A 25,104-nucleotide genomic window follows, 5' to 3' on the forward strand; every position below is an offset into this window, starting at 1 on the left:
TTTGTCCACAGCCTGAGGGTGCCTGTAGCCAAAATGTGCCGACGACCGAACAATCGGTAGGTGAGGCGCATCACAAGCCGTGACGCGTCTGAAGCCGCTCCCACGAGGAGGTGCCGTCATGACGGTCATGGAGCAGCGGGGCGCGTACCGGCCATCGCCGCCGCCCGCCTGGCAGCCCCGTACCGACCCCGCGCCGCTGCTGCCCGACGCGGAGCCGTACCGCGTCCTCGGCACGGAGACGGCGGCGAAGGCCGACCCGGGCCTGCTGCGCCGCCTGTACGCCGAACTGGTACGCGGCCGTCGGTACAACACGCAGGCCACCGCCCTCACCAAGCAGGGCCGCCTCGCCGTCTACCCCTCCAGCACCGGCCAGGAGGCCTGCGAGGTCGCCGCCGCGCTGGTCCTGGAGGACCGTGACTGGCTCTTCCCCAGCTACCGCGACACCCTCGCCGCCGTCGCCCGCGGCCTGGACCCCGTCCAGGCGCTGACCCTGCTGCGCGGCGACTGGCACACCGGCTACGACCCGCGCGAACACCGGGTCGCCCCCCTGTGCACCCCCCTCGCCACCCAGCTCCCGCACGCCGTCGGCCTCGCCCACGCGGCCCGCCTCAAGGGCGACGACGTGGTCGCGCTCGCCATGGTCGGCGACGGCGGCTCCAGCGAGGGCGACTTCCACGAGGCGCTGAACTTCGCCGCCGTCTGGCAGGCGCCGGTCGTCTTCCTGGTCCAGAACAACGGCTTCGCGATCTCCGTCCCGCTCGCCAAGCAGACCGCGGCCCCGTCGCTGGCCCACAAGGCCGTCGGCTACGGCATGCCCGGCCGGCTGGTCGACGGCAACGACGCGGCCGCCGTGCACGAGGTCCTCGCCGCCGCCGTACGCCGCGCGCGCGAGGGCGGCGGCCCCACCCTCGTCGAGGCGATCACCTACCGCGTGGAGGCCCACACCAACGCCGACGACGCGACCCGCTACCGCGGCGACGCGGAGGTCGAGACCTGGCGGCAGCACGACCCGATCGCCCTCCTGGAGCACGAGCTGACCACGCGCGGGCTCCTCGACGACGACGCCATCCAGGCCGCGCGGGACGCCGCCGAGACCATGGCCGCCGACCTGCGCGAGCGCATGAACCAGGACCCGGAGCTCGACCCGATGGACCTGTTCGCCCACGTCTACGCCGAGCCGACCCCGCAGCTGCGCGAGCAGCAGGCGCAGTTGCGGGCGGAGCTGGCGGCGGAACAGGAAGGGGCGCACTGATGACGACCGTCGCCCTCAAACCGGCCACCATGGCGCAGGCCCTCACGCGCGCGATGCGCGACGCGATGGCCGCCGACCCGACCGTGCACGTCATGGGCGAGGACGTCGGCACCCTCGGCGGTGTCTTCCGGGTCACCGACGGCCTCGCCAAGGAGTTCGGCGAGGACCGCTGCACCGACACCCCGCTGGCCGAGGCCGGCATCCTCGGCACGGCCGTCGGCATGGCGATGTACGGCCTGCGTCCGGTCGTGGAGATGCAGTTCGACGCGTTCGCCTACCCCGCCTTCGAGCAGCTGATCTCGCACGTGGCGCGCATGCGCAACCGCACCCGCGGCGCGATGCCGCTGCCCATCACCGTCCGGGTGCCCTACGGCGGCGGCATCGGCGGCGTCGAGCACCACAGCGACTCCTCCGAGGCGTACTACATGGCGACTCCGGGGCTCCATGTCGTCACGCCCGCCACCGTCGCCGACGCGTACGGCCTGCTGCGCGCCGCCATCGCCTCCGACGACCCGGTCGTCTTCCTGGAACCCAAGCGTCTGTACTGGTCCAAGGACTCCTGGAACCCGGACCGTCCGACCGACGTCGAGCCGATCGGCCGCGCGGTGGTGCGGCGCTCCGGGCGGAGCGCCACGCTCATCACGTACGGGCCGTCCGTGCCCGTGTGCCTCGAAGCCGCCGAGGCGGCACAGGCCGAGGGCTGGGACCTCGAAGTCGTCGATCTGCGCTCGCTGGTGCCGTTCGACGACGAGACGGTCTGCGCGTCGGTCCGGCGGACCGGGCGCGCGGTCGTCGTGCACGAGTCCGGCGGGTACGGCGGGCCGGGCGGCGAGATCGCGGCCCGCGTGACGGAGCGCTGTTTCCACCACCTGGAGGCGCCGGTGCTGCGCGTGGCCGGGTTCGACATCCCTTACCCGCCGCCGATGCTGGAGCGCCACCATCTGCCCGGCGTGGACCGGATCCTGGACGCCGTGGGGCGTCTGCAGTGGGAGGCCGAGGGCTGATGGCACAGGTCTTGGAGTTCAAGCTGCCCGACCTCGGGGAGGGCCTCACCGAGGCGGAGATCGTGCGCTGGCTGGTGGAGGTCGGCGATGTGGTCGCCGTGGACCAGCCGGTCGTCGAGGTCGAGACGGCCAAGGCGATGGTCGAGGTGCCGTGCCCGTACGGCGGTGTCGTCACGGCCCGGTTCGGCGAGGAGGGCACGGAGCTTCCCGTGGGATCGCCCCTGATCACGGTGGCGGTCGGGGCAGCCGTCGCCGACGGTTCCACCGACGGCGCCGCCGCGAAGAGCGAGGGCTCCGGGAACGTGCTGGTGGGGTACGGCACGTCCGAGGCGCCCGCGCGGCGGCGCAGGGTGCGGCCGGGACAGGGGGCGCCCGTGGCGTCCCCGGCGGCGAACGGACAGGCCGCGGTGCGCGAGGTGGTGGAGGGCCCGGTGCCCGTGATCTCGCCGCTGGTGCGCAGGCTCGCCCGGGAGAACGGCCTGGATCTGCGGGAGTTGACCGGTTCCGGACCGGACGGGCTGATCCTGCGCGCGGACGTGGAGAACGTCCTGCGGTCCGCCGCGCAGGACAAGGTCGCCGAACCGGCGCCGACAGCACCACCGCAGACCTCGGCTCCCGCCCCCGGAGGCATCCGCGTCCCGCTCAAGGGCATCCGCGGTGCCGTGGCCGACAAGCTCTCCCGCAGCCGGCGTGAGATCCCCGACGCCACCTGCTGGGTGGACGCCGACGCGACGGAACTGATGCGCGCGCGGACCGCCATGAACGCGGCGGGCGGGCCGAAGATCTCCCTGCTCGCGCTCCTCGCCCGGATCTGCACGGCCGCCCTCGCCCGGTTCCCCGAGCTCAACTCCACCGTCGACATGGCGGCCAGGGAGGTCGTCCAGTTCGACCATGTGCACATCGGGTTCGCGGCGCAGACCGAGCGCGGGCTCGTGGTGCCCGTCGTACGGGACGCGCACGCGCGGGACGCCGAGTCGCTGACCGCGGAGTTCGCCCGGCTGACCGAGGCGGCCCGGACCGGAGGCCTCACCCCCGGGGAACTCACCGGCGGGACCTTCACGTTGAACAACTACGGGGTCTTCGGCGTCGACGGCTCCACACCGATCATCAACCACCCCGAGGCCGCCATGCTCGGCGTCGGCCGGATCATCCCCAAGCCGTGGGTGCACGAGGGCGAGCTGGCGGTGCGGCAGGTCGTCCAGCTGTCGCTCACCTTCGACCACCGCGTCTGCGACGGCGGCACGGCGGGCGGCTTCCTGCGGTACGTGGCGGACTGCGTGGAACAGCCGGCGGTGCTGTTGCGCACCCTCTGATCCCACGGACCGCACACGCACTGATTGCACGGCCTCCCCTGCGTTCCCTGTGATCGCCACGGCACGCATACTCGGGGGGTGACCGCTTACGACGTCGTCGTGCTCGCCGGGGGTGCCGCCCGGCGGCTCGGCGGTGCCGACAAACCCGGGGTGCGGGTGGGCGGCCGGGCGCTGCTCGACTGGGTCCTGGCGGCCTGCGCCGACGCGCGCACCACCGTCGTCGTCGCCGACCCCCGGCCCACCGCACGGCCCGTGACCTGGGCCCGCGAGGACCCGCCCGGCGGCGGCCCGCTCGCCGCGCTCGGCGCCGGACTGAGCCGCACCACCGCGCCGGACGTCGTCGTCCTCTCCGCCGACCTGCCCTTCCTCGCCGCCGACACCGTCCGGCACCTGCTGGCCACCCTGCGGACGGGCGACACCGAAGGCGCGCTGCTCACCGATGCCGACGGCCGTGACCAGCCGCTCGTGGCCGCGTACCGCGCCGCCGCCCTCCGCCGCGAGCTGGTCGCGCTCGGCACGGAGCACGACGGCCTCACCGGCCTGCCCGTGCGTCGCCTCACCGCAGGCCTCCACCTCACTCGGGTCCCGGACCCCGTCGCGTCGTTCGACTGCGACACCTGGGACGACATCGCCGCCGCCAGGGCACGCATCAGGGAGCATGGGCACGTGTTGGATGAATGGATTTCCGCAGTCAAGGACGAGCTGGGCATCGAACTCGACGTCGACACCGGCGTCCTGCTCGACCTCGCCCGCGACGCCGCCCACAACGTGGCCAGGCCCGCGGCGCCGCTGACGACCTTCCTCGTCGGCTACGCGGCCGCGCAGGCCGGGGGAGGCCCGCAGACGGTGGCCGAACTCGCCCGCAAGGCCGCCGACCTCGCGCTCGGCTGGTCCGAGGAGAGCGCCCCGGACGCCGGCCCCCAGCCCGACACGGACGCCGGGTGACCGCCCGCACCGGCTCGGACGCCGAGGACGCCGAGGATCTGGACGTGGAGGAGGTGCTCGCCCTCGTGAACGGCGACAACGCCCGCACCCCCGCAGACCGGACGCCCCCGCCGCAGCACGCGCCGCCCACCGGCGGCCACAAGCCCGACACCCACCACCGCGCCACCTCCTGGCCCGAGGCCCGTGCCGTCGCCGGACGCGCCGCCCGTGCCGGCACCCGGGCCGCCCACCGCGCCCCCGTCTCCGTCACCCTCGACACCGCCCTCGGCCTCACCCTGGCCGGCCCCCTCACCGCCCTCACCGACCTGCCCTCCTTCGACACCTCCGCGATGGACGGCTGGGCGGTCGCCGGACCGGGCCCCTGGGACGTACGGGACGAGGGCATCCTGGCCGGGCACGCGGAGCCGCAGCCGCTCACCGACGGGGAGGCCGTCCGGATCGCCACCGGCGCCCGCGTCCCCCTGGACACCACCGCGGTCATCCGCAGCGAACACGGCCGTACCGACGCCCAGGGCCGGCTGCACGCCACCCGCGACACCCGCCACGGTCAGGACATCCGCCCGCGGGGCCAGGAGTGCCGTAGCGGAGACCAGCTCCTGCCCGTCGGCACCCTCGTGACCCCGGCCGTCCTCGGGCTCGCCGCAGCCGCCGGATACGACACCCTCACCGCGGTCCCCCGCCCCCGCGCCGAAGTCCTCGTCCTCGGCGACGAGTTGCTCACCGAGGGCCGCCCGCACGACGGCCTCATCCGTGACGCGCTCGGCCCGATGCTGCCGCCGTGGCTGCGCGGACTCGGCGCCGAGGTCATCGCCGTACGCCGGCTCGGGGACGACGCCCAAGCCCTGCACAAGGCGATCACCACCTCCGACGCCGACCTGATCGTCACCACCGGCGGCACCGCCTCCGGTCCCGTGGACCACGTCCACCCCACACTCCGGCGGATCGGCGCCGAACTCCTCGTCGACGGCGTCAAGGTGCGCCCCGGCCACCCCATGCTGCTGGCCCGCACCAAGGAGAACCAGCACCTCGTCGGCCTGCCCGGCAACCCCCTCGCCGCCGTATCCGGTCTGCTCACGCTCGCCGAACCGCTGCTGCGGACGCTCGCCGCACGCCCCGCCCCCGAGCCGTACGCCCTGCCCGTGCGGGACGAAGCGCACGGGCACCCGTACGACACCCGGCTCATCCCCGTCGTCCTGCGCGGCGACAGCGCCGTCCCGCTGCACTACAACGGGCCGGCCATGCTGCGGGGCATCGCGGCGGCGGACGCGCTGGCCGTCGTACCGCCCGGTGGTGCCCGCCCCGGTCAGGAGCTGGAACTGCTCGACCTGCCCTGGGCGTCCGCCGGAATCGAGGTGTGTTTCACGTGAAACTTCCGGGCCATGACGCGATCGCCCGCCAGGCGGACGAACATCTCGTGACCTATCGGGTGAAACTCCCGAGGAAAGTGGTGGAGCACCCGTTCCGGCAGGTCGCCAGGCGGGTGATCATGGCCTTGCTGCTCCTGGTGGGCACGGCACTGATCGTGTACGCCGACCGCGGCGGTTACAGCGACAACTCCGACGGCTCCGTCGACCTCCTCGACGCCTTCTACTACGCGACCGTCTCCCTCTCCACCACCGGATACGGCGACATCACCCCGGTCAGTGACGCCGCCCGGCTCACCAACATCTTCCTCATCACGCCGATGCGTGTGCTGTTCCTGATCATCCTGGTCGGCACCACGCTCGAGGTCCTCACCGAACGCACCCGGGAGGAATGGCGCCTGAATCGCTGGAGGTCCACCTTGCGCGACCACACCGTTGTCGTCGGCTTCGGTACGAAGGGGCGCTCGGCGATCCAGACCGTCTGTGCGACGGGCCTCAAGAAGGAGCAGGTCGTCGTGGTCGACCCCAGCTCCAAGGTGATCGAGGCGGCCACGGCCGACGGCTACGCGGGGATCGTCGGCGACGCGACGCGCAGCGAGGTGCTGAAGCGGGCCGAGGTGCACAAGGCCCGGAAGATCATCATCGCGACCCAGCGCGACGACACGGCGGTGCTGGTGACGCTGACGGCCCGGCAGCTCAACAAGGGCGCCAAGATCGTGGCCGCGGTGCGCGAGGAGGAGAACGCGCCGCTGCTGAAGCAGTCCGGCGCCGACGCGGTCATCACCAGTGCCAGTGCCGCCGGCCGACTGCTCGGGCTCTCCGTGCTGAGCCCGGCCGCCGGCATGGTGATGGAGGACCTCATCCAGCAGGGCACCGGGCTCGACATCATCGAACGGCCGGTCATAAAGGCCGAGGTGGGCAAGAAGCCGCGGGAGACGGAGGACCTGGTGGTGAGCGTCGTACGCGGGCACCGGGTGCTCGGATACGACGATGTGGCCGTCGGGACGCTGGAGCTGACGGACCGGCTGATCACCATCGTGCGGGCGACGCCGGGCTCGCAGATCGCGCCCGACGTCCGCCCGCTTTCCCAGGACTGAGACCCGCTGAGACCTACTTCCTGTTGTAGAGCCGCATCGTGACGGGTCCGAAGACCGCCACGAACAGGCCCGCCCACCCCAGTGACCAGGCGATCTCGTCCGCGGGCCAGTCGCCCGCCATCAGTTCGCGGACGGCCGAGGAGAGATGGGTGATGGGGCTGTTGTTGACGAAGGCCTGCAACCAGCCCGGCATCGTCTTCGGGTCGACGAAGATGTTCGACAGGAAGGTCAGCGGGAACATCACCATCATGCTGACGCCCATCACCGACTTCTCGGTGCGCAGCAGCAGCCCGAACATCGTCCAGATCCACGAGAACGCGAACGAGAAGACGATCAGCAGCGCGACTCCGGCGAGCACGCCGCCGAGCCCGCCGTCCGGGCGGTAGCCGAGGATCAGGCCGACGGTGAGCATCACGACGGACGCGATCGTGTAGCGCAGGGCGTCGCCGAGCAGATAGCCGACCATCGTCGACGGCCGCCAGATCGGCAGCGTCCGGAAGCGGTCGAAGACGCCCTTCTCGATGTCGGTGTTCACCGAGACACCCGTGTACATCGTGATCATCACGACCGACATCACCATGATGCCGGGCAGCAGGAACTGGATGTACTCCTTCGGGGAGCCCGCCAGGGCGCCCCCGAACAGGTACGTGTACATCAGCACCATCATGATCGGGAACGCGGTGACGTCGAAGAGCTGCTCGGGCACGTGCTTGATCTTGAGGATCGCCCGCCAGCCGAAAGTCAGCGAGGCCGACAGGGCGCTGGGCCGCGGCGGCCGTTCCCCGGAGACCAGCAGCGCGGCGAGGGACTCGGCGCTGACGGGGGCGAGGTCCTGGCTCTCGGTCTGTGTCACGGTGCTCATGCCGCGACCTCCTCGTCCTTGGAGGGCTTCGGGTCGCTCTGCGAGTCGTCGCGGGTGTCGTGTCCGGTGAGGGCGAGGAACACCTCGTCCAGGCTGGGCTGGCCCAGGGAGAAGTTGTCGACGGTGATGCCGGTGCGGGCCAGTTCGGCGAGCGCCCGGGAGGCCTGCTCGGCCGCGCTGTCGCTGGTCGTGCCGCCGAGGCGGGCGGTCAGGGCCACGGGATCGGGCTCCAGCTGTACGTCCGTGTCCAGCGCCAGCCGCAGCACCTGTTCCGCCGCGGGCCGCTGAGCCGGGTCGCGCAGCCGCAGATGGACGGATCCGGCGCCCACGGACGCCTTCAGCTCGCCCTTGGTGCCCTCGGCGATCACCTTGCCGCGGTCGATGACGGCGATCCGGGACGCCAGCTGGTCGGCCTCGTCCAGGTACTGCGTGGTCAGCAGCACGGTGGTGCCCTGGGCGACCACCGCGCGCACGATGTCCCACACCTGGTTGCGGCTGCGCGGGTCGAGGCCGGTCGTCGGCTCGTCGAGGAACAGCAGGTCGGGGGTGTTGAGGATGGACGCGGCGATGTCGATGCGCCGCCGCATGCCGCCCGAGTAGTGCTTGACCTGCTTCGCGGCCGCGTCCGTCAGCCCGAAGGCCTCCAGGAGCTGCCCGGCGCGCATCCGCGCGGCCTTCTTGTGGTGGCCGAGGAGACGGGCGAGCAGGATCAGGTTCTCGGCGCCGGTGAGGTCCTCGTCGACGGAGGCGTACTGACCGGTGAGGCTCACCCGGCCGCGCACCTCGTCGGCCTCGCGGACGACGTCGTGGCCGAAGACGTGGGCCTGGCCGCCGTCGGGGCGCAGGAGGGTGGCGAGCATCTTCACGGTGGTCGTCTTGCCGGCGCCGTTCGGGCCGAGGACGCCGTAGACCGTGCCGGCCGGGACGGAGAGGTCGACTCCGTCGACGGCCCGCGTCTCGCCGAACGTCTTCACCAGTCCCGCCGTCTCGATGGCCAGGCCGGAGGTGTGCTGGCTCATGGTGGCTTGTCCTTCCGCGTGCTTGGGCTAGCGCGTGCTTGGGCTACGCATGGGGAGACCTTTACCGTCGCGCAAACTCATCGGTCGCGCACAGGGATTTCCGAGTGGATCCGCCCAATGACGGGGGGCCGCTCCGTCCGACGACCGAGGGGACTGCGACCGAGGGCGGAGGAGTAGCGTCGCCCTCATGCGTGCGATCACGATTCCCGAACCTGGTGGGCCCGAGGCGCTGGTGTGGGACGAGGCCCCCGATCCGGTGCCCGGCGAGGGCGAGGTGCTGGTCGAGGTGGTGGCCAGTGCCGTCAACCGGGCCGACATCCTGCAGCGTCAGGGCTTCTACGACCCGCCGCCCGGCGCCTCTCCCCACCCCGGCCTGGAGTGCTCGGGCCGTGTCGTCGAAACCGGACCCGGTGTCTCCGGCTGGGCGGTGGGCGACGAGGTGTGCGCGCTGCTGTCGGGCGGCGGGTACGCCGAGAAGGTCGTCGTGCCGGCCGGTCAGCTGCTGCCCGTGCCCAAGGGCGTCGACCTCCGGCAGGCCGCCGCGCTGCCCGAGGTGACCTGCACGGTCTGGTCGAACGTCTTCATGATCTCCCACCTGCGCCCGGGCGAGACGCTGCTCGTGCACGGCGGCTCCAGCGGCATCGGCACGATGGCGATCCAGCTGGCCAAGGCCGTCGGTGCGAAGGTCGCGGTCACGGCGGGCACGAAGGAGAAGCTGGACCACTGTGCCGGGCTCGGCGCGGACATCCTGGTCAACTACCGGGAGCAGGACTTCGTGGCCGAGGTGAAGCAGGCGACCGGCGGCGCGGGAGCCGACGTGATCCTCGACAACATGGGCGCGAAGTACCTCGACCGCAACATCCAGACCCTCGCCGTCAACGGCCGCCTCGCGATCATCGGCATGCAGGGCGGCATCAAGGGCGAACTGAACATCGCGGCGCTCCTGGGCAAGCGCGCCGCCATCAGCGCGACGTCGCTGCGGGCCCGTCCGCCTGCCGAGAAGACGGCGATCGTGGCGGCGGTACGGGAGCACGTCTGGCCGTTGCTGGACGGGGGCCATGTCCGTCCCGTGGTGGACCGCGAGATCCCGATGAGCGACGCGGCGGCGGCGCACCGGGTGGTGGAGGAGAGCGGGCACGTGGGAAAGGTGCTGCTGGTCGTGGAGTAGGGGTACGCCGGGCAGGGCGGCCTCACGGCCCTCAGCCCCGGCGCACCCGCAGGCCGACGAACGCGAGCCCCAGACCGAGCCCGATCAGGACCAGACCGCTGCCGAGCGGCAGGATCCGCAGGACGGGCTCGGTGGGGCTCTCGGCACGGGTGACGCCCTGCCGCCCGGGCCGCTGCGGCGGCGGGGAGGCGTCCGGTACGGCTTCCCGCGACGGCTCCGCCACGACGGTGGCGTCCCCGTCGGCGGGCGGCTCGGCCTCGCTCTCGCTCCCGACGCCCGCACCAGCGTCCTCCTCGCCGGTCTCCGCAGCCTCCCGCCGCCCCGGCCGCTCCCGCCCCTCACCCGCCCGGCTACCGGCCCGCGAGGGCTCGGCCGAGGGGGACGCGGTGGCTTCGGCGCGCGGGACGGGCCGGGAGCCGTGCAGCGCCGGTTCGGACGGGGCGTTCACCGCCCTCGGCGTCACGCTGGTGTCCGGAACCGCCGACGCGGTCGCGCTGCCTCGCACTCCGGGTGCGGCCTGGCCGCCCGGCACCGGCGACGCCGATGGGACGTATCGCATCCCCGGGCCGACCGCACCGCCTCGCGCCCACCCCGGCCGGTCCGTCGCGGCCCGGCCCTCCTGCGCCGTGGGGGCGAACGCGCTCTTCCATGCATCGTGTGCGGGCTCACCACCCCGCACCGCCTCGGCCCCGTACGACGTCCCCGCCCCGCACGGAACCGCGACCGCTCCCGCCCCCAGGGCGATCACCAGTCCCGTAGTGCGCACTGTGCGCAGCCATCGCGTCACGGGACCAGCGTCACACCGGGCCGGGCTCGCGGCATTCCGGGCGCCGCCGAAGTGTCGAAAAGGCCGCACAATCCGCACCGCAAACGGTGGATCACCCTCCATGGGGGGCACCTCAGTGGTGAGGTGTACCGGTGCGAGAGAATGGCGGCATGGAGATGCCGAGGAACGAACGGTCGCCCGAGCAGCCCCAGATCCTGGTCGTTGGCCAGGACGGAATGGCGCTCGGCGGCACCGGGGACGAGGACTCCCGCGAGATTCCGGTGACGGAGATGGTGGAACAGCCCGCCAAGGTCATGCGGATCGGCAGCATGATCAAGCAGCTTCTGGAGGAAGTGCGAGCGGCTCCCCTGGACGAGGCGAGCCGGGTCCGGCTCAAGGAGATCCACCGCAGCTCGGTGAAGGAGCTGGAGGACGGCCTGGCCCCTGAGCTGGTCGAGGAGCTGGAGCGGCTCTCCCTGCCCTTCACGGACGGGGCGACCCCGAGCGATGCCGAACTGCGGATCGCGCAGGCCCAGTTGGTCGGCTGGCTGGAGGGTCTCTTCCACGGGATCCAGACCACCCTGTTCGCCCAGCAGATGGCCGCGCGGGCGCAGTTGGAGCAGATGCGGCGGGCGCTGCCGCCCGGCGTCGGCCATGACGGCGAGGACGGCCCCGCGGCGGGCCGTTCGGGCGGCCCCTACCTGTAAACCACGTAAACGAAGGGGCCGGCGAAGAACGCCGGCCCCTTCACTCATGCCTGACGGCACTCAGGCCCCATGGCCCTGATGCCTCACGCCCAGGTGATCAGCCGCTTCGGCTGCTCCAGGATCGCCGCCACGTCCGCCAGCACCTTGGAGCCCAGTTCGCCGTCGACCAGCCGGTGGTCGAAGGAGAGCGCCAGCGTCGTCACCTGACGCGGCTTCACCTTGCCCTTGTGGACCCACGGCTGGAGCTTGATCGCGCCGACCGCGAGGATCGCGGACTCGCCGGGGTTGAGGATCGGCGTACCGGTGTCGACGCCGAAGACGCCGACGTTGGTGATGGTGACGGTGCCGCCCTGCATGGCGGCGGGCGAGGTCTTCCCGTCCTTCGCCGTCACCACCAGCTCACCCAGCGCCTGAGCCAGCTGCGGCAGCGTCTTGGCGTGCGCGTCCTTGATGTTCGGCACGATCAGACCGCGCGGGGTGGCCGCGGCGATGCCCAGGTTCACGTAGTGCTTCTGCACGATCTCCTGGTTCGCCTCGTCCCAGGACGCGTTGACGTCCGGGTTCCGCTTGATGGCGACCAGCAGGGCCTTGGCGATCAGCAGCAGCGGGTTCACCCGCAGCCCCTGCATCTCCTTGTCCTGCTTGAGCTCCTCGACGAGCTTCAACGTGCGCGTCACGTCGACGGTCACGAACTCCGTGACGTGCGGCGCGGTGAACGCCGAGCCGACCATCGCCGCCGCCGTCGCCTTGCGGACGCCCTTGACCGGGATACGGGTCTCCCTGGCCGTGTCGTACGTCGGTACGGGCGCGGGCGCCTGGGCGGGGGCCGCGGTGGGCGTCGGCGTCTCGACGACCGCCGGCTCCGGGGCCGCCGCCGCGTGGACGTCCTCGCGGGTGATGATGCCGTCGGGGCCGGACGGGACGATCGTCGTCAGGTCGACGCCGAGGTCCTTGGCCAGCTTGCGCACCGGCGGCTTGGCCAGCGGGCGCTCCGTGAGCGCCGCCACCGGTGCCCCGTGCCCGTTCAGCTCGGTCCGGATCACGGCCGGGGTCTCCTGGACCGGCGCGGGCTCCTGGACCGGGACCTGGGGGCCCTTGCGGGGGCGCCGCTTGGTCGAGGACGCGGCGACGCCGTACCCGACGAGTACGGGCTGGCGGCCCTCGGGCTTCTTCTCGGGCTCGGGCTCGGGTTCGGCGGCGGGCGCCGGTGCCTCGGCGGGAGCCGCCCCGCCCGACACGTCCACCGCGATGATCGACATGCCCACGGCGACCGTGGTGCCCTCGGGGAAGTGGAGGTCCCGGACGACACCGTCGTAGGGGATGGGCAGTTCGACGGCCGCCTTGGCGGTCTCGACCTCGCACACCACCTGGCCGTCGGTGACCTCGTCACCGGGCTTGACGTACCACTTGAGGATCTCGGCCTCGGTGAGGCCCTCGCCCACGTCCGGCATCTTGAACTCGCGTACGGACGCTTCCGTCATCGTCGTCACGACCCTCTCCTCAGTACGCCAGGGCACGGTCGACGGCGTCGAGTACCCGGTCCAGGCCCGGCAGGTACTCCTCTTCCAGGCGGGCCGGCGGGTAGGGGGCGTGGTAGCCGCCGACCCGGAGCACCGGGGCCTCCAGGTGGTAGAAGCAGCGCTCCGTGATCCGGGCCGCGATCTCCGCGCCCGAGCCGAAGAACACCGGTGCCTCGTGGACGACGATCAGACGGCGGGTCTTCTCGACCGAGGCCTGGATGGAGTCGAAGTCCAGCGGAGACACCGAGCGCAGGTCGAGGATCTCGAGGTTCCTGCCTTCCTCGGCGGCCGCGTCGGCGACCTCCCGGCAGAGCTTCACCATCGGGCCGTAGGCGACCAGGGTGAGGTCGGTGCCCTCGCGGACCACCTGTGCCTTGTGCAGCGGGCCGGGGATGGCTTCGGTGTTGACCTCGCCCTTGTCCCAGTAGCGCCGCTTGGGCTCGAAGAAGATCACCGGGTCGTCGCTCTGGATGGCCTGCTGCATCATCCAGTACGCGTCGAAGGAGTTGGAGGGGCTGACGACCTTGAGGCCCGCCACGTGCGCGAAGAGGGCCTCGGGGGACTCCGAGTGGTGCTCGACCGCGCCGATGCCACCGCCGTAGGGAATGCGCACGACGACGGGGAGCTTGACCTTGCCCAGCGAGCGGGCGTGCATCTTCGCGAGCTGCGTGACGATCTGGTCGTAGGCCGGGAAGACGAAGCCGTCGAACTGGATCTCCACCACCGGGCGGTAGCCGCGCAGCGCGAGGCCGATCGCGGTGCCGACGATGCCCGACTCGGCGAGCGGGGTGTCGATGACCCGCTGCTCGCCGAAGTCCTTCTGCAGTCCGTCCGTCACCCGGAACACACCGCCGAGCTTGCCGACGTCCTCGCCCATGATGAGGACCTTGGGGTCCGTCTCCAGGGCGCGGCGCAGCGATTCGTTGATCGCCTTGGCCAGGGCCAACTTTTCGGCTGCCATGGTCAGACCCCCTCTTCCTCTGCGAACGACGCCTGGTAGGCGGCGAACTGCGCGCGCTCCTCGTCGACGAGCGCGTGTCCGTCCGCGTACGCGTGCTCGAAGATGGCGAAGTGGTCCGGGTCCGGCATGGCGCGGACCGCTTCACGTACTCGCTTGCCCAACGCCTCGCTCTCGGCCTCGAGTTCCGCGAAGAATCCGTCGTCCGTGTGGTTTGAGGCCTCCAGGTACCGGCGAAGGCGCAGGATCGGGTCCTTCGCCTCCCAGGCCACGCGCTCCTCGTCGGCCCGGTACTTGGTCGGGTCGTCGGAGGTGGTGTGGGCGCCCATCCGGTAGGTGTACGCCTCGACCAGCGTCGGGCCCTCGCCGTTGCGGGCGCGCTCCAGGGCCCACTTGGTGACCGCGAGGCAGGCCAGCACGTCGTTGCCGTCCACGCGCACGCCCGGGAAGCCGAAGCCCTGGGCGCGCTGGTAGAGCGGCACGCGGGTCTGCTTCTCGGTGGGCTCGGAGATCGCCCACTGGTTGTTCTGGCAGAAGAACACGACCGGGGCGTTGTAGACCGCGGAGAAGGTGAAGGACTCGGCCACGTCGCCCTGGCTGCTCGCGCCGTCGCCGAAGTAGGCGATGACCGCGCTGTCCGCGCCGTCCTTGGCGATGCCCATGGCGTAGCCGGTGGCGTGCAGGGTCTGGGAGCCGATGACGATCGTGTAGAGCTGGAAGTTGTTGGTGTTGGGGTCCCAGCCTCCGTTGTTCACGCCGCGGAACATGCCCAGCAGGTTGCTCGGGTCGACCCCGCGGCACCAGGCGACGCCGTGCTCGCGGTAGGTCGGGAAGACGTAGTCGTCCTCGCGGGTGGCCCGTCCGGAGCCGATCTGGGCGGCCTCCTGGCCGAGCAGCGAGGCCCACAGGCCCAGCTCGCCCTGGCGCTGCAGGGAGGTGGCCTCGGCGTCGAAGCGGCGGGTGAGCACCATGTCGCGGTACAGACCGCGGAGCTCTTCGGGGGTGATGCCGGCGACGTACTTGTCGTACGTGGCGTCCTTGACGCGCTTGCCCTCGGGCGTCAGCAGCTGCACGAGCTCGGGCTCGGTGCCCGGCTGCTTCTTGGCGGTCGTGCGCTTGCCGGCCGTGCTCTTGGTACTGGCGCTGCGTCGCGGTGTGCGCGCGGCAGTGCTCTCCACGGTCACGTGTGCTCCTCCGTCGGTCCGGCTACCCGGGTTCGCCGGGGGCCTGGGGTTCCCCTCGGCTCGTTCAGAGCCTGGGGGAGCGGCTCACCTGTAGCCCTGCGGACGCACGGGGTGGGTGCGACTCGGTCGGGAACAGGCGTGACAGGTGCCCCGGCGAGCGCCCTGCACAATGCACGTTACCCAGTGCCTCACATTTCTGTGAAACCCCTCCTGACCTGCGATTTTGCTTGGATTTCCAAGTAAATCGCGAAAGTCGGGAACAACTCCTGGTCACAGCCTTGCAGGGGGCCGGAACAACGGCACGTTAACCCGGTGACCCAGGTCACGGGAAGAGCCTGCCTCAAGCGAGCTCTCAGAGGCCGTGTGACACTGACCTCGTGCGCGAAGACGGAAAAATCCGGGTATTTCTCCTGGACGACCATGAGGTCGTCCGGCTCGGCGTCCATGAGCTGCTCTCGGTGGAGGACGACATCGAGGTGGTCGGCGAGGCCGGTACGGCGGCCGACGCGCTGGTCCGGATCCCGGCCACCCGGCCCGACGTGGCCGTCCTGGACGTACGGCTCCCCGACGGCAGCGGGGTGGAGGTCTGCCGGGAGATCCGGTCCCGGGACGAGAACATCATGTGCCTGATGCTGACGTCGTTCGCCGACGACGAGGCCCTCTTCGACGCGATCATGGCGGGTGCCTCGGGATATGTCCTGAAGGCCATCCGGGGCAACGAACTCCTGGCGGCCGTACGGGACGTCGCCGCCGGCAAGTCCCTCCTCGACCCGGTGGCCACCGCGCGCGTGCTGGAACGGCTGCGGGGCGGCGGCACCGCCAAGGGCGACGACCGGCTCGCGCACCTCACCGAGCAGGAGCGCAGGATCCTCGACCTGATCGGCGAGGGGCTCACCAACCGCGCGATCGGCGAGCGGCTGCACCTGGCAGAGAAGACGATCAAGAACTATGTGTCGGGTCTGCTGTCCAAGCTCGGTATGGAGCGCCGCTCGCAGGCGGCGGCGTTCGTGGCGCGGGTGCAGGCCGAGCAGGAGCTTCGCTGAGACCGCGGCGGGCGCTTCGCGGGCGTATTGGAGACCGTATTAGGGACCAAAGACCCCTGCTCCGGGACGCGTGCACGGCCGACATTGGTCGTATGCCCTCCGACGAACGGCTCGCCGTCGAACTGCTCGCCCGCACCGACTACGGCCGGGTGGCCACCAGCATGCGCGCCCTGCCCTTCCTCGCCTTCGCCCGGCACGTCGTGCACGACGGGCGGGTCCTGCTGCGGCTGCCCAGGAACTGCGGCTACCACCGCGCGTGCGCCGGCGGTGTCGTCGCCTACGGCGCGGACAACCTGGGCTCGGCCCGGCCGGGCGCGGGGCTGTGGTCCGTCCAGGTGGTGGGCGAGTGCTCGGCGTACGAGCCGACGGCCGCCGAACTCGACCGGTTCGGTCCGGCGCCCCGGCTCGTCGACGGGGAGCCCTATGAGCCCGTCTATCTGATCGTCGAGCCGCAGTTCGGCACGGTCCACTCGACCGACGGCGCCCTGGAAAGTCGCTTCGCGCACATGCCGTGACCGAAAGCGACTGTCTGTGACAACGCCCAGCTCACAGGCTCGTCCCGTGCCCTAGCATCTGGCGCGTGCCGCGCCCTTGTGTACCACCCCCCATGCCTCACGCGCCCCCGTTGCGGGCCCTCCTCAGCCAGTACGCCGCCGGCTCCGCCGTCACCTGCGAACCCGTCGACCAGGGGCTGCTGAACCGCGGCTACCGCCTGCGCACGACCCGCGGCCACTACTTCCTCAAGCACCACTTCGACCCCGAGACCGCCGACCCGGCCGCCATCGCCCGCCAGCACCGCGCCACCGAGCGGCTGGCGGCCCTGGGCGTCCCGGTCGCCCCTCCCCTGCCCGACCGCGACGGCCGCACGGTCGCGGTCGTCGGCGGCCACTCCTACGCCCTGCATCCATGGATCGAGGGCCGCCACCGCCACGGGGGCCAGCTCACGCCGCAGCAGTGCGGACGGCTGGGGGCGCTGCTCGGAGTGGTGCACGCGAGCCTGGAGCGGGTGATGCCGGTGCAGGGGCGAGTGCCGGGCGCGCGCGGTGAGGCGGGTACCGGGCCGCCGGGCGGCGCGCCCGCCGCGGACCCCGGCGCCGGGAGCGCCGGCCCCGCCGACACCTTCGCCCTCATCGACGACCTGCTCGCCCGCGTACGCCGGCACCGTCCCGCCGACTCCTTCGACGAGCTGGCCCGGCACCGGCTCCTGGAGCGGCGGGCGCTGCTGGAGCGGCACGCGGACCGGCGGCCACCGCGGGGCGGATGCGTGGGGTGGGTGCACGGGGACTTCCACCCGTTCAACCTGCTCTACCAGGGGGACGCCCCGGCCGCGATCGTCGACTGGGACCGGCTGGGCGTGCAGCCCCGCGCGGAAGAGGCCGTACGCGCCGCCGCGATCTTCTTCGTACGTCCCGCGGGGGCGCTCGACCTGCCGAAGGTGCGGGCGTACGCGCGCGCGTACCGGCGTACGGCGGGTGCCCCGCCCTCGGAGCTGGCGGCGGCCGTCCACCGGGTCTGGTGGGAGCGCCTCAACGACTTCTGGATGCTGCGCTGGCACTACGAACGCGGCGACACCCGCGCGGACCCCCAGTTCCCGGCGGCCTCGGCGCTGGTGGTGTGGTGGACGCGGGAGTACGAGGCGGTGTGCGACGCCTTCGCCGACTGAGCCGCCCGCCCGGGAAAACGCCACGCGCGCGTGCGGTCCGTTTCCGGTCCGTACGCGCGCGTGGCGGTGTACTGCTGCGTCAGGTGCCGTCTTCTTCGCCGCCGGTGCCGCCCGCGTCGGCGCCGCCGTCCGTCTCCGTCGGCTCCTCCGTCGGCTCCGTGGGCGTCGGCTCGGCGGTGGTCGGCTCCGCGCTCGTCGGGTCGCCCGTGGGCTCCGTGGCCGTCGGCGTGGGGGTGGGCGAGGGCGTGTACGACGGCGAATAGGACCGGGTGTAGGACGGGTCGGCGCCCGTGGACCCGTCGTCGGTCTGCGTATCGGTCGGGTCGTCCGTCGGCTCGGCGCTCGGCGACTCGCTGGCCGTCTTCGAGGGCGTCGTGGAGGTGGTCGGCTTCTGGGTGGTGTCGTCACCGCCACCACCCCCGCCGCTCCCGTTCAGCGCCAGCGCGACGCCCGCCGCTATGGCGACCACCGCGAGGACGGCGAGGATCCACAGCTTGCCGCGGCCGCTGCCCCGGTTGCCGTGGCCCTCGAAGCCGCCGTCGTCCCCGCCGCCGTAGCCGCCGGGCAGGATCGGCTGCGGGATCTGGCTGGTGCCGGAGGCGTCACCGGGGTGCTGCATGACGGTGGTGCCGGCGAAGCCGCCCGAGGGGGTGTTCCGGCCGTCGTGCAGGGCGACAGGGCCGGTGTTCCAGGTGCCGGTGTGACCGCCCTGCTCGTACAGCATCTGCAGCCCGTACTGGACGAGCCCGCGCATCTCCTCGGCCGTCTGGAACCGGTCGTCCGGCTCCTTGGCGAGCGAGCGCATGACCAGCCCGTCGAGCTCCGGAGGCGTGGCGTCGGACACCTCGGACGGAGGCGTCGGGATGTCCTGGACGTGCTGGTAGACCACGGACAGCGGGGTCTCACCGGTGAACGGCGGCCGCAGCGCGAGGAGTTCGTACAGGAGGCAGCCCGTCGCGTACAGGTCGGAGCGGTGGTCCACCGCCTTGCCGAGCGCCTGCTCGGGCGACAGGTACTGAGGGGTGCCCATGACCATGCCGGTCTGCGTCATCGTCGACTGCGCGCCGTGCAGTGCGCGGGCGATGCCGAAGTCCATCACCTTCACGGCGCCGCTGTGGGTGATGATGACGTTGGCCGGCTTGATGTCCCGGTGCACGATGCCGTGCTGGTGCGAGTAGGCGAGCGCCTCCAGGACCCCGGAGACGATGATCAGCGCCTGCTCGGGCCCGGGGGCCTCGGCGTTGAGCAGAAGGTCCCGGATCGTCCGGCCCTCGACGATCTCCATGACGATGTACGGAACGGCATGGCCGTTCACGAAGTCCTCGCCGGAGTCGTACACCGCGACGATCGCGTGGTGGTTGAGGCCGGCCACGGACTGGGCCTCGCGGGTGAAGCGGGCCTTGGAGACCGGGTCCTCGGCGAGGTCGGAGCGCAGCAGTTTGACCGCCACGGTGCGGCCGAGACGTACGTCCTCGGCGGCGAACACCTCGGCCATGCCGCCCCGGCCGAGTCTGTGGGTCAGCCGGTACCGGCCGTCGCCGACCAGTCCGCCGTTGCCCCACATCTCCGGCGCGTCTGACATTCCGCCGCCAGCCGCCTCGGGGTCGGACGGGCCCTGAGCGCGCTGCTGCTGTGCCATCGGTCCTCGCCGTCGTTTCTGCCCGCGGTGCGCGCGGTGTTGTTACGGTCTCCGTCGGCCACGCTACAGCCTTTGCGCAAGCCTCCGGTCCGGGATGAGCCCGGGGACCGGTCCGAGCCGGACCGGTCATCAAAGCGGTAGCACGCGCTGTCGTGCAAATTCTGTGTACCGGCCGTAGGCCCCCTGTAACGCTTCCGCGACGCTTCTTTCGCGTACGGTCACGGAACGGGCACCCGGCTTGACCTGTCAGTGCCGTCGGGCAGACTTGGCCGGGAATGAGCCATTCGATCAATGACAGTCGGGCCGGCGCCTGATGGCCGATGGGGGACGCGGAACATGAGCCAGGACGGCGCACACGGCCGGTATGCGGGGCGGGCGATCGCCAACAACCGCTATCAGCTGCGCGACTTGCTCGGTGAGGGTGGCATGGCCTCGGTGCACCTCGCGCACGACACCGTGCTCGACCGCCCCGTCGCGATCAAGACCCTGCACACCGAGCTGGGCCGGGAACAGGCCTTCCGTGAGCGCTTCCGCCGCGAGGCCCAGGCGGTGGCCAAGCTCACGCACACCAACATCGTCTCGGTCTTCGACACCGGCGAGGACAATCTCGACGGGATGACGATGCCGTACATCGTCATGGAGTACGTCGAGGGCCGGCCGCTCGGTTCGGTGCTCGACGAGGACGTACGGCAGTACGGCGCGATGCCCGCCGACAAGGCGCTGAAGATCACCGCGGATGTGCTCGCGGCGCTGGAGATCAGCCACGAGATGGGCCTGGTCCACCGCGACATCAAGCCCGGCAACGTGATGATGACCAAGCGCGGCGTCGTCAAGGTCATGGACTTCGGCATCGCGCGCGCCATGCAGTCGGGTGTCACGTCGATGACGCAGACCGGCATGGTCGTCGGCACCCCCCAGTACCTCTCCCCCGAGCAGGCGCTGGGCCGCGGTGTGGACGCGCGCTCCGACCTCTACTCGGTCGGCATCATGCTGTTCCAACTGGTCACCGGGCGGCTGCCGTTCGACGCGGACTCGCCGCTGGCGATCGCGTACGCGCATGTGCAGGAAGAGCCGGTGGCCGCGTCGCAGATCAACCGCGCGCTGCCGCCCGCGGTGGACGCGCTGATCGCCCGCGCCCTGAAGAAGAACCCGAACGAGCGCTTCCCCAGCGCCGACGCCATGCGCACCGAGTGCCTGCGGGTGGCGGCGTCCTTCCAGGCGGCCGCGCCGAGCATCGTCCCCGGCGCGCAGACGTCGAGCGGGGCGGGCGTGGGCTCGGCGGTGTTCCCGCCGGTGGACCAGGGGACCCCGGCGCCGACGGGCCCGGTCCAGACGCCGTACCAGCCGACGCCGAACCCCTACGGCACCCCGCCGCCCTCCCCGGCGTACGGCTATCCGCAGCAGGGCGGGTACCAGACCCCCACGCCGGCGCCGAACGCGTACGCCTCGACTCCGCCGCCGTACAACATCACCCCGCAGCAGGCACCGCCTTCGGGCGGCGGCCGCAAGAGCAACAAGCCGGTCGTCCTCGGCTCGATCATCGTGTCCGTCGTGGCGGTCGGCGGCCTGATCGCGGCGCTGACGCTGAGCGGGGGCGGGACGGACGACGACGCCGGCGGCGACACCACGCCGACCACCTCGTCGAAGCCGTCGGACTACCGGACCGGGGATGCGAACCGGACGGTCGAGACGACCGATTGCACCGAGCCGCAGGAGTCGAACAACGACCCCGACCAGGTGCAGATGCCGGACTTCGCGTTCAAGAACTGGGACTCGGTCAAGCTCTGCCTGCAGAAGGCGGGTTGGCAGTACGACCCGACCTTCGTGGACGAGAACACCTACGGCCAGGGCACGGTGATGAAGCAGTTCCCGGCGGCGGGCACGGACTTCGACCCGAAGGAAGCGCCGGAGATGCAGTTCGACGTCTCCACGGGCAACCCGGCCGGTTAGCCGACAGCCTGTTACCCCCGTCACAGGAACGTCGATCACGGGGGTGGCATGGTCATGCCCCTCGTAGGATCCCGCCTGCAAGACAATCGATCTTGGAACACAGGGGGGACCCTTGAAGAAGAACCTCAGCAGAATCCTGGCGGTGGGCGCCGCGGCCCTGGGCGCGTTCGCCTTCTCCGTGAGTCCGGCGGCCGCCGGCGGCGTCGGCGAGTCGATCTCCGGGGCCCGGGGCACCGGCGACTTCTACTACGCGAGCAAGACCGTGGCCAACAAGATCTACCTGACGGTGACCGACACCGCCCCCGACGGACACCACGTCCGCATCCGGGCGCAGTCCCTCACCCCGGAGCGCGTGGTGACCAGCTACGCCTGGCGCTCGGTCACCGCCGGCTACGAGCACTCCGACACCTGGGTGACGTCCCTGACGGACACCCGTGGCATCTGGGCGATGCGCATCCAGGTCTGCGTCTACGAGAAGGACGACCAGCTGGGCTGCAACGAGTCGAGCTGGGACGGCAACACCTACTACTAGGCCGAAGCGGATGCCGGGCGCGAGGCGGGTGCACCTACACCGGTACGTGCACCGTCTCCACCCGGCTCACCACCAACCGCTCCCGCTCCCGGCGGATGGCCCGCTTGCGCAGCCGCAGGATCTGGCTGATCCCCAGCGCCTGCAGCACGAAGACCGCGGAGAAGGCGATCCGGTAGTTGTTCCCGGTCGCGTCCAGCAGCACCCCGACCGCGAACAGGGTCGTCATCGAGGCGACGAAGCCGCCCATGTTGGTGATGCCGGACGCGGTGCCCTGCCGCTCCGGCGGGTTCGCCGGACGCGCGAAGTCGAAGCCGATCATCGAGGCCGGCCCGCACGCGCCCAGCACCGTGCAGAGCACCACGAGCAGCCACATCGGCGCATGCTCGCCCGGGTACGCCAGCGTCACCGCCCACATCAGCCCCGTCGCCCCCACGGTCCCCAGCGCCAGCGGCAGCCGCGCCTCGTGGTGCCGGGCGACGACCTGGCCGTAGACCAGCCCGATCACCATGTTCGACAGCACGACGAGGGTCAGCAGCTCACCGGCGACCGCCCGGGACAGCCCCTGCGCCTCGACCAGGTACGGCATGCCCCACAGCAGCAGGAACACCATCGCCGGGAACTGGGTCGTGAAGTGCACCCACAGGCCGAGCCGGGTGCCCGGCTCCCGCCAGGAGGCGGCGATCTGGCGTCGTACGTAGGCCGCGCCCTGGTGCGGGAAGGGCTCCGGCTCGTGTCCCTCGGGGTGGTCCTTGAGGAAGAGCAGCAGCAGGACCAGCACGACCACACCCGCGACCGCGCTGCCCGCGAAGGCCGCCGTCCAGCCGATGCCGTGCAGCAGCCGGGCCAGCACGAGGGTGGAGACCAGGTTGCCCGCCATGCCCACCAGCCCCGCGAACTGCGCGACCATCGGCCCGCGCCGGGCCGGGAACCAGCGGGTGCCGAGCCGTAGCACGCTGATGAACGTCATCGCGTCACCGCAGCCCAGCAGCGCGCGCGAGGCGAGGGCCATGCCGTACGAGGGGGAGAAGGCGAAGCCGAGCTGTCCGGCCGTGAACAGCACCACCCCGATGGTCAGCACCTTCTTGGTGCCGAGCCGGTCGACGAGCAGACCGACGGGTATCTGCATGCCCGCGTACACGAGCAGTTGGAGGATGGAGAAGGTCGACAGCGCGGAGGCGTTGACGTGGAACCGGTCGGCGGCGTCGAGGCCGGCCACCCCCAGCGAGGTCCGGAAGATGACGGCGACGAAGTAGACGGAGACGCCGATGCCCCAGACGGCCATCGCGCGGCGGCCGCCCGGCGGGTCGCCCGGCAGAGTGGCGCTCATCGGACCTCGCCCCGCGCCAGATGCGAGAACCACTCGACGTGGCCGTGGATGAGCCCGACGACCGCGTCCGCGTCGCCGGAGCGCAGCGCGTCGAGGATCTGCTCGTGCTCGACGAGGGTCTTGGTGATGCGGTCGGGGTGGGCGTGCATCACGGCGACGCCCATCCTCAACTGCCGGTCGCGGAGCTGGTCGTAGAGCCGGGACAGGATCTCGTTGCCCCCGCTGCGGACGATCTCGGCGTGGAAGCAGCGGTCGGTGACGGCGGCGCCGGCCAGGTCCCCGGCGGCGGCCTGCTCCTTCTGCTGGGCGAGGAGTTCCTCGAGCCGTGCGATGAGCCGCGGCGACGCTGGTACGGCCTTGCGCGCGGCGTGTTCCTCGACGAGCTGGCGGGTCTCCACCACGTCCGCGATCTCCTGTGCGGAGACGGGCAGGACCAGCGCGCCCTTCTTCGGGTAGAGCTTGATCAGCCCCTCCACCTGGAGCCGCAGCAGCGCCTCGCGCACCGGTGTCCGCGAGACGCCGACGGCCTCGGCGAGCTCACCCTCGGTGAGCAGGGTGCCGCCCTCGTAGCGGCGCTCCAGGACGCCCTGCTTGACGTGGTCGTAGACGCGGTCGGCGGCGGGCGGCTGCTTGGTGTGAGCGACGGACGGGGCGGGTGGGGCTGAAGGCATGCGCACATCATAGATACAACACGTACTCATCCCGAAGACCCGTCCATATTGCGGACCTCAGGGGTCCCGCAGGCGCACCAAAATCAAACCCGCCCCAGCGGCCGCACAACCTTCTGTGCTACTTACGAGTCAGACACGTGCGGCCCCAACAGCTTTTAGGTCAACTCGGCCGCACGCCAGGGGCATTCAACGTATTCGGGGTACCTCACTTGATTACCGGCATTCAGGGCATCCGTATCCGCAGAGCTGTAGCCGTGGCCGTGACCACCGGCTCGCTGCTCGCCACCGGAGCCCTCACCGCGGCGCCGGCGCAGGCCGTCACCGCGCCCACCATCACCGCCAAGGGCGGGTTCCTGATGAACAGCGCCACCGGCACGACGCTCTTCTCGAAGTCCGCCGACACCAAGCGGCTCACCGCGTCCACCACGAAGGTCATGACCGCGAAGGTCGTCCTGTCGCAGTCGAACCTGAACCTGGACGCCAAGGTCACGATCAAGAAGGCGTACAGCGACTACATCGTCGCCAACGGCGCCTCGTCGGCGGGTCTGATCGTCGGTGACAAGGTCACCGTCCGCCAGCTGCTCTACGGGATGCTGCTGAAGTCGGGCTGCGACGCCGCGATGGCGCTCGCCGACAAGTACGGCTCCGGCACCACGGTCGCGGCCCGCACCAAGAGCTTCATCGGCAAGATGAACACCATGGCCACGAGCCTGGGCATGAAGAACACGAAGTTCGACTCGTTCGACGGCATCAGCAGGGGCGCCAACGCCTCGACGCCGCGCGACCTGACGAAGCTCGCCCGCAGCGCGATGAAGAGCTCCACCTTCAAGTCCGTCGTCAAGACCAAGTCGTACACGGCGAAGACGATCACGAAGACGGGCTCCACCCGCACCATGGCGGCGTGGAAGAACACCAACCTCCTGCTCGGCTGGAACGGCACGCTCGGCGTGAAGACCGGCTCCGGCACCGAGGCCAAGTACTGCCTCATCTTCGCCGCCACGCTCAACGGCGAGTCGGTGATCGGCACGGTCCTCACCGCGCCCAACGAGGCCAGCCGCACGTCGGACGTGAAGAAGCTGATCAACTACGGTTACGCGAAGATCAGCTGACGCGGAAGCAC

The 25,104-nt window shown here is 71.4% G+C and carries 23 protein-coding genes; 14 read left to right on the forward strand and 9 right to left on the reverse strand.

What is annotated here, in order from left to right; genetic code table 11:
- Positions 1–118: 118 nt before the first annotated feature.
- The 6 genes from pdhA (OG381_RS24470) (at position 119) to OG381_RS24495 (ending at position 6,975) form a co-directional block, all read left to right on the forward strand.
- The gene (gene pdhA, locus OG381_RS24470) at positions 119–1,252 is read left to right on the forward strand and encodes a pyruvate dehydrogenase (acetyl-transferring) E1 component subunit alpha (RefSeq protein WP_327718187.1); all 1,134 of its coding nucleotides are present in this window, start codon (positions 119–121) and stop codon (positions 1,250–1,252) included.
- Positions 1,252–2,256: an alpha-ketoacid dehydrogenase subunit beta gene (locus tag OG381_RS24475; protein ID WP_327718188.1), complete on the forward strand. Its 1,005-nt coding sequence runs from the start codon at positions 1,252–1,254 to the stop codon at positions 2,254–2,256. Before pdhA (OG381_RS24470) ends, OG381_RS24475 begins: the two co-directional genes overlap by 1 nt.
- Positions 2,256–3,569: a dihydrolipoamide acetyltransferase family protein gene (locus OG381_RS24480; protein WP_327718189.1), complete on the forward strand. Its 1,314-nt coding sequence runs from the start codon at positions 2,256–2,258 to the stop codon at positions 3,567–3,569. The genes OG381_RS24475 and OG381_RS24480 overlap by 1 nt, the downstream gene beginning before the upstream one ends.
- A gap of 78 nt (positions 3,570–3,647) precedes the next feature.
- Complete coding sequence (locus tag OG381_RS24485) at positions 3,648–4,514, forward strand: NTP transferase domain-containing protein (RefSeq protein ID WP_327718190.1); 867 nt, start codon at positions 3,648–3,650, stop codon at positions 4,512–4,514.
- Positions 4,511–5,881: a molybdopterin molybdotransferase MoeA gene (locus OG381_RS24490; protein WP_327718191.1), complete on the forward strand. Its 1,371-nt coding sequence runs from the start codon at positions 4,511–4,513 to the stop codon at positions 5,879–5,881. Before OG381_RS24485 ends, OG381_RS24490 begins: the two co-directional genes overlap by 4 nt.
- Complete coding sequence (locus tag OG381_RS24495; protein ID WP_327718192.1) at positions 5,878–6,975, forward strand: potassium channel family protein; 1,098 nt, start codon at positions 5,878–5,880, stop codon at positions 6,973–6,975. The genes OG381_RS24490 and OG381_RS24495 overlap by 4 nt, the downstream gene beginning before the upstream one ends.
- Before the next feature lie 13 nt (positions 6,976–6,988).
- On the opposite strand, the gene OG381_RS24500 is transcribed toward OG381_RS24495, so the two are convergent.
- Both OG381_RS24500 and OG381_RS24505 read right to left on the reverse strand, forming a co-directional pair.
- Entirely contained in the window at positions 6,989–7,837 is an 849-nt protein-coding gene (locus tag OG381_RS24500) for an ABC transporter permease (protein ID WP_327718193.1), read from the reverse strand.
- A complete protein-coding gene (locus tag OG381_RS24505; protein ID WP_327718194.1) occupies positions 7,834–8,856 on the reverse strand; it encodes an ATP-binding cassette domain-containing protein in 1,023 nt (340 codons plus the stop codon). Before OG381_RS24505 ends, OG381_RS24500 begins: the two co-directional genes overlap by 4 nt.
- Positions 8,857–9,043: 187 nt before the next feature.
- Here OG381_RS24505 and OG381_RS24510 point away from each other — a divergent pair, with 187 nt between their 5' ends.
- Positions 9,044–10,024 carry an NAD(P)H-quinone oxidoreductase gene (locus OG381_RS24510; protein WP_327718195.1) on the forward strand — a complete coding sequence of 327 codons (981 nt, stop codon included), beginning with the start codon at positions 9,044–9,046 and terminating at the stop codon, positions 10,022–10,024.
- A 31-nt stretch (positions 10,025–10,055) separates the two neighbouring features.
- Here OG381_RS24510 and OG381_RS24515 read toward each other — a convergent pair whose 3' ends face one another.
- On the reverse strand, positions 10,056–10,811 hold the full coding sequence (locus tag OG381_RS24515) for a hypothetical protein (protein ID WP_327718197.1): 756 nt from the start codon (positions 10,809–10,811) through the stop codon (positions 10,056–10,058).
- A gap of 149 nt (positions 10,812–10,960) precedes the next feature.
- Between OG381_RS24515 and OG381_RS24520 the strand changes: the two genes are divergently transcribed.
- A complete protein-coding gene (locus tag OG381_RS24520; RefSeq protein WP_307028359.1) occupies positions 10,961–11,497 on the forward strand; it encodes a bacterial proteasome activator family protein in 537 nt (178 codons plus the stop codon).
- Between the two features lie 83 nt (positions 11,498–11,580).
- Here the strand turns inward: OG381_RS24520 and OG381_RS24525 are convergent, their stop codons facing one another.
- The 3 genes from OG381_RS24525 to pdhA (OG381_RS24535) are packed head-to-tail and all read right to left on the reverse strand — an operon-like array spanning position 11,581 to position 15,159.
- Entirely contained in the window at positions 11,581–12,987 is a 1,407-nt protein-coding gene (locus OG381_RS24525; RefSeq protein WP_327718199.1) for a dihydrolipoamide acetyltransferase family protein, read from the reverse strand.
- Positions 12,988–12,997: 10 nt separating this feature from the next.
- Positions 12,998–13,978 (reverse strand): alpha-ketoacid dehydrogenase subunit beta, encoded by a 981-nt coding sequence (locus tag OG381_RS24530; RefSeq protein WP_327718201.1) that lies wholly within the window; start codon positions 13,976–13,978, stop codon positions 12,998–13,000.
- 2 nt (positions 13,979–13,980) lie between these two features.
- Positions 13,981–15,159, reverse strand: a complete 1,179-nt coding sequence (pdhA, locus tag OG381_RS24535) for a pyruvate dehydrogenase (acetyl-transferring) E1 component subunit alpha (RefSeq protein WP_307028354.1) — start codon at positions 15,157–15,159, stop codon at positions 13,981–13,983.
- A 377-nt stretch (positions 15,160–15,536) separates the two neighbouring features.
- On the opposite strand from pdhA (OG381_RS24535), the gene OG381_RS24540 reads away from it, so the two are divergent.
- From OG381_RS24540 to OG381_RS24550, 3 genes are all read left to right on the forward strand, one after another.
- Entirely contained in the window at positions 15,537–16,202 is a 666-nt protein-coding gene (locus OG381_RS24540; protein WP_327718202.1) for a response regulator transcription factor, read from the forward strand.
- Between the two features lie 92 nt (positions 16,203–16,294).
- Positions 16,295–16,717, forward strand: a complete 423-nt coding sequence (locus OG381_RS24545; protein WP_327718203.1) for a pyridoxamine 5'-phosphate oxidase family protein — start codon at positions 16,295–16,297, stop codon at positions 16,715–16,717.
- Positions 16,718–16,809: 92 nt separating this feature from the next.
- Positions 16,810–17,865, forward strand: a complete 1,056-nt coding sequence (locus OG381_RS24550; protein WP_327718204.1) for a phosphotransferase — start codon at positions 16,810–16,812, stop codon at positions 17,863–17,865.
- Between the two features lie 79 nt (positions 17,866–17,944).
- Here OG381_RS24550 and OG381_RS24555 read toward each other — a convergent pair whose 3' ends face one another.
- On the reverse strand, positions 17,945–19,504 hold the full coding sequence (locus tag OG381_RS24555) for a protein kinase domain-containing protein (RefSeq protein ID WP_327718206.1): 1,560 nt from the start codon (positions 19,502–19,504) through the stop codon (positions 17,945–17,947).
- Between the two features lie 336 nt (positions 19,505–19,840).
- Here OG381_RS24555 and OG381_RS24560 point away from each other — a divergent pair, with 336 nt between their 5' ends.
- Together OG381_RS24560 and OG381_RS24565 are read left to right on the forward strand one after the other, a co-directional pair.
- On the forward strand, positions 19,841–21,454 hold the full coding sequence (locus OG381_RS24560; protein WP_327718207.1) for a protein kinase domain-containing protein: 1,614 nt from the start codon (positions 19,841–19,843) through the stop codon (positions 21,452–21,454).
- 112 nt (positions 21,455–21,566) lie between these two features.
- On the forward strand, positions 21,567–21,986 hold the full coding sequence (locus tag OG381_RS24565) for a hypothetical protein (protein ID WP_327718208.1): 420 nt from the start codon (positions 21,567–21,569) through the stop codon (positions 21,984–21,986).
- A 34-nt stretch (positions 21,987–22,020) separates the two neighbouring features.
- Here OG381_RS24565 and OG381_RS24570 read toward each other — a convergent pair whose 3' ends face one another.
- Together OG381_RS24570 and OG381_RS24575 are read right to left on the reverse strand one after the other, a co-directional pair.
- A complete protein-coding gene (locus tag OG381_RS24570; protein ID WP_327718210.1) occupies positions 22,021–23,313 on the reverse strand; it encodes an MFS transporter in 1,293 nt (430 codons plus the stop codon).
- A complete protein-coding gene (locus OG381_RS24575) occupies positions 23,310–23,984 on the reverse strand; it encodes a GntR family transcriptional regulator (protein ID WP_327718211.1) in 675 nt (224 codons plus the stop codon). Before OG381_RS24575 ends, OG381_RS24570 begins: the two co-directional genes overlap by 4 nt.
- 260 nt (positions 23,985–24,244) lie before the next feature.
- Between OG381_RS24575 and OG381_RS24580 the strand changes: the two genes are divergently transcribed.
- Positions 24,245–25,093 (forward strand): D-alanyl-D-alanine carboxypeptidase family protein, encoded by an 849-nt coding sequence (locus OG381_RS24580; protein ID WP_327722545.1) that lies wholly within the window; start codon positions 24,245–24,247, stop codon positions 25,091–25,093.
- The last annotated feature ends 11 nt before the right edge of the window (positions 25,094–25,104 follow it).

It is taken from the genome of Streptomyces sp. NBC_00490 (assembly GCF_036013645.1).
GTDB classification, from domain to species: domain Bacteria; phylum Actinomycetota; class Actinomycetes; order Streptomycetales; family Streptomycetaceae; genus Streptomyces; species Streptomyces canus_F.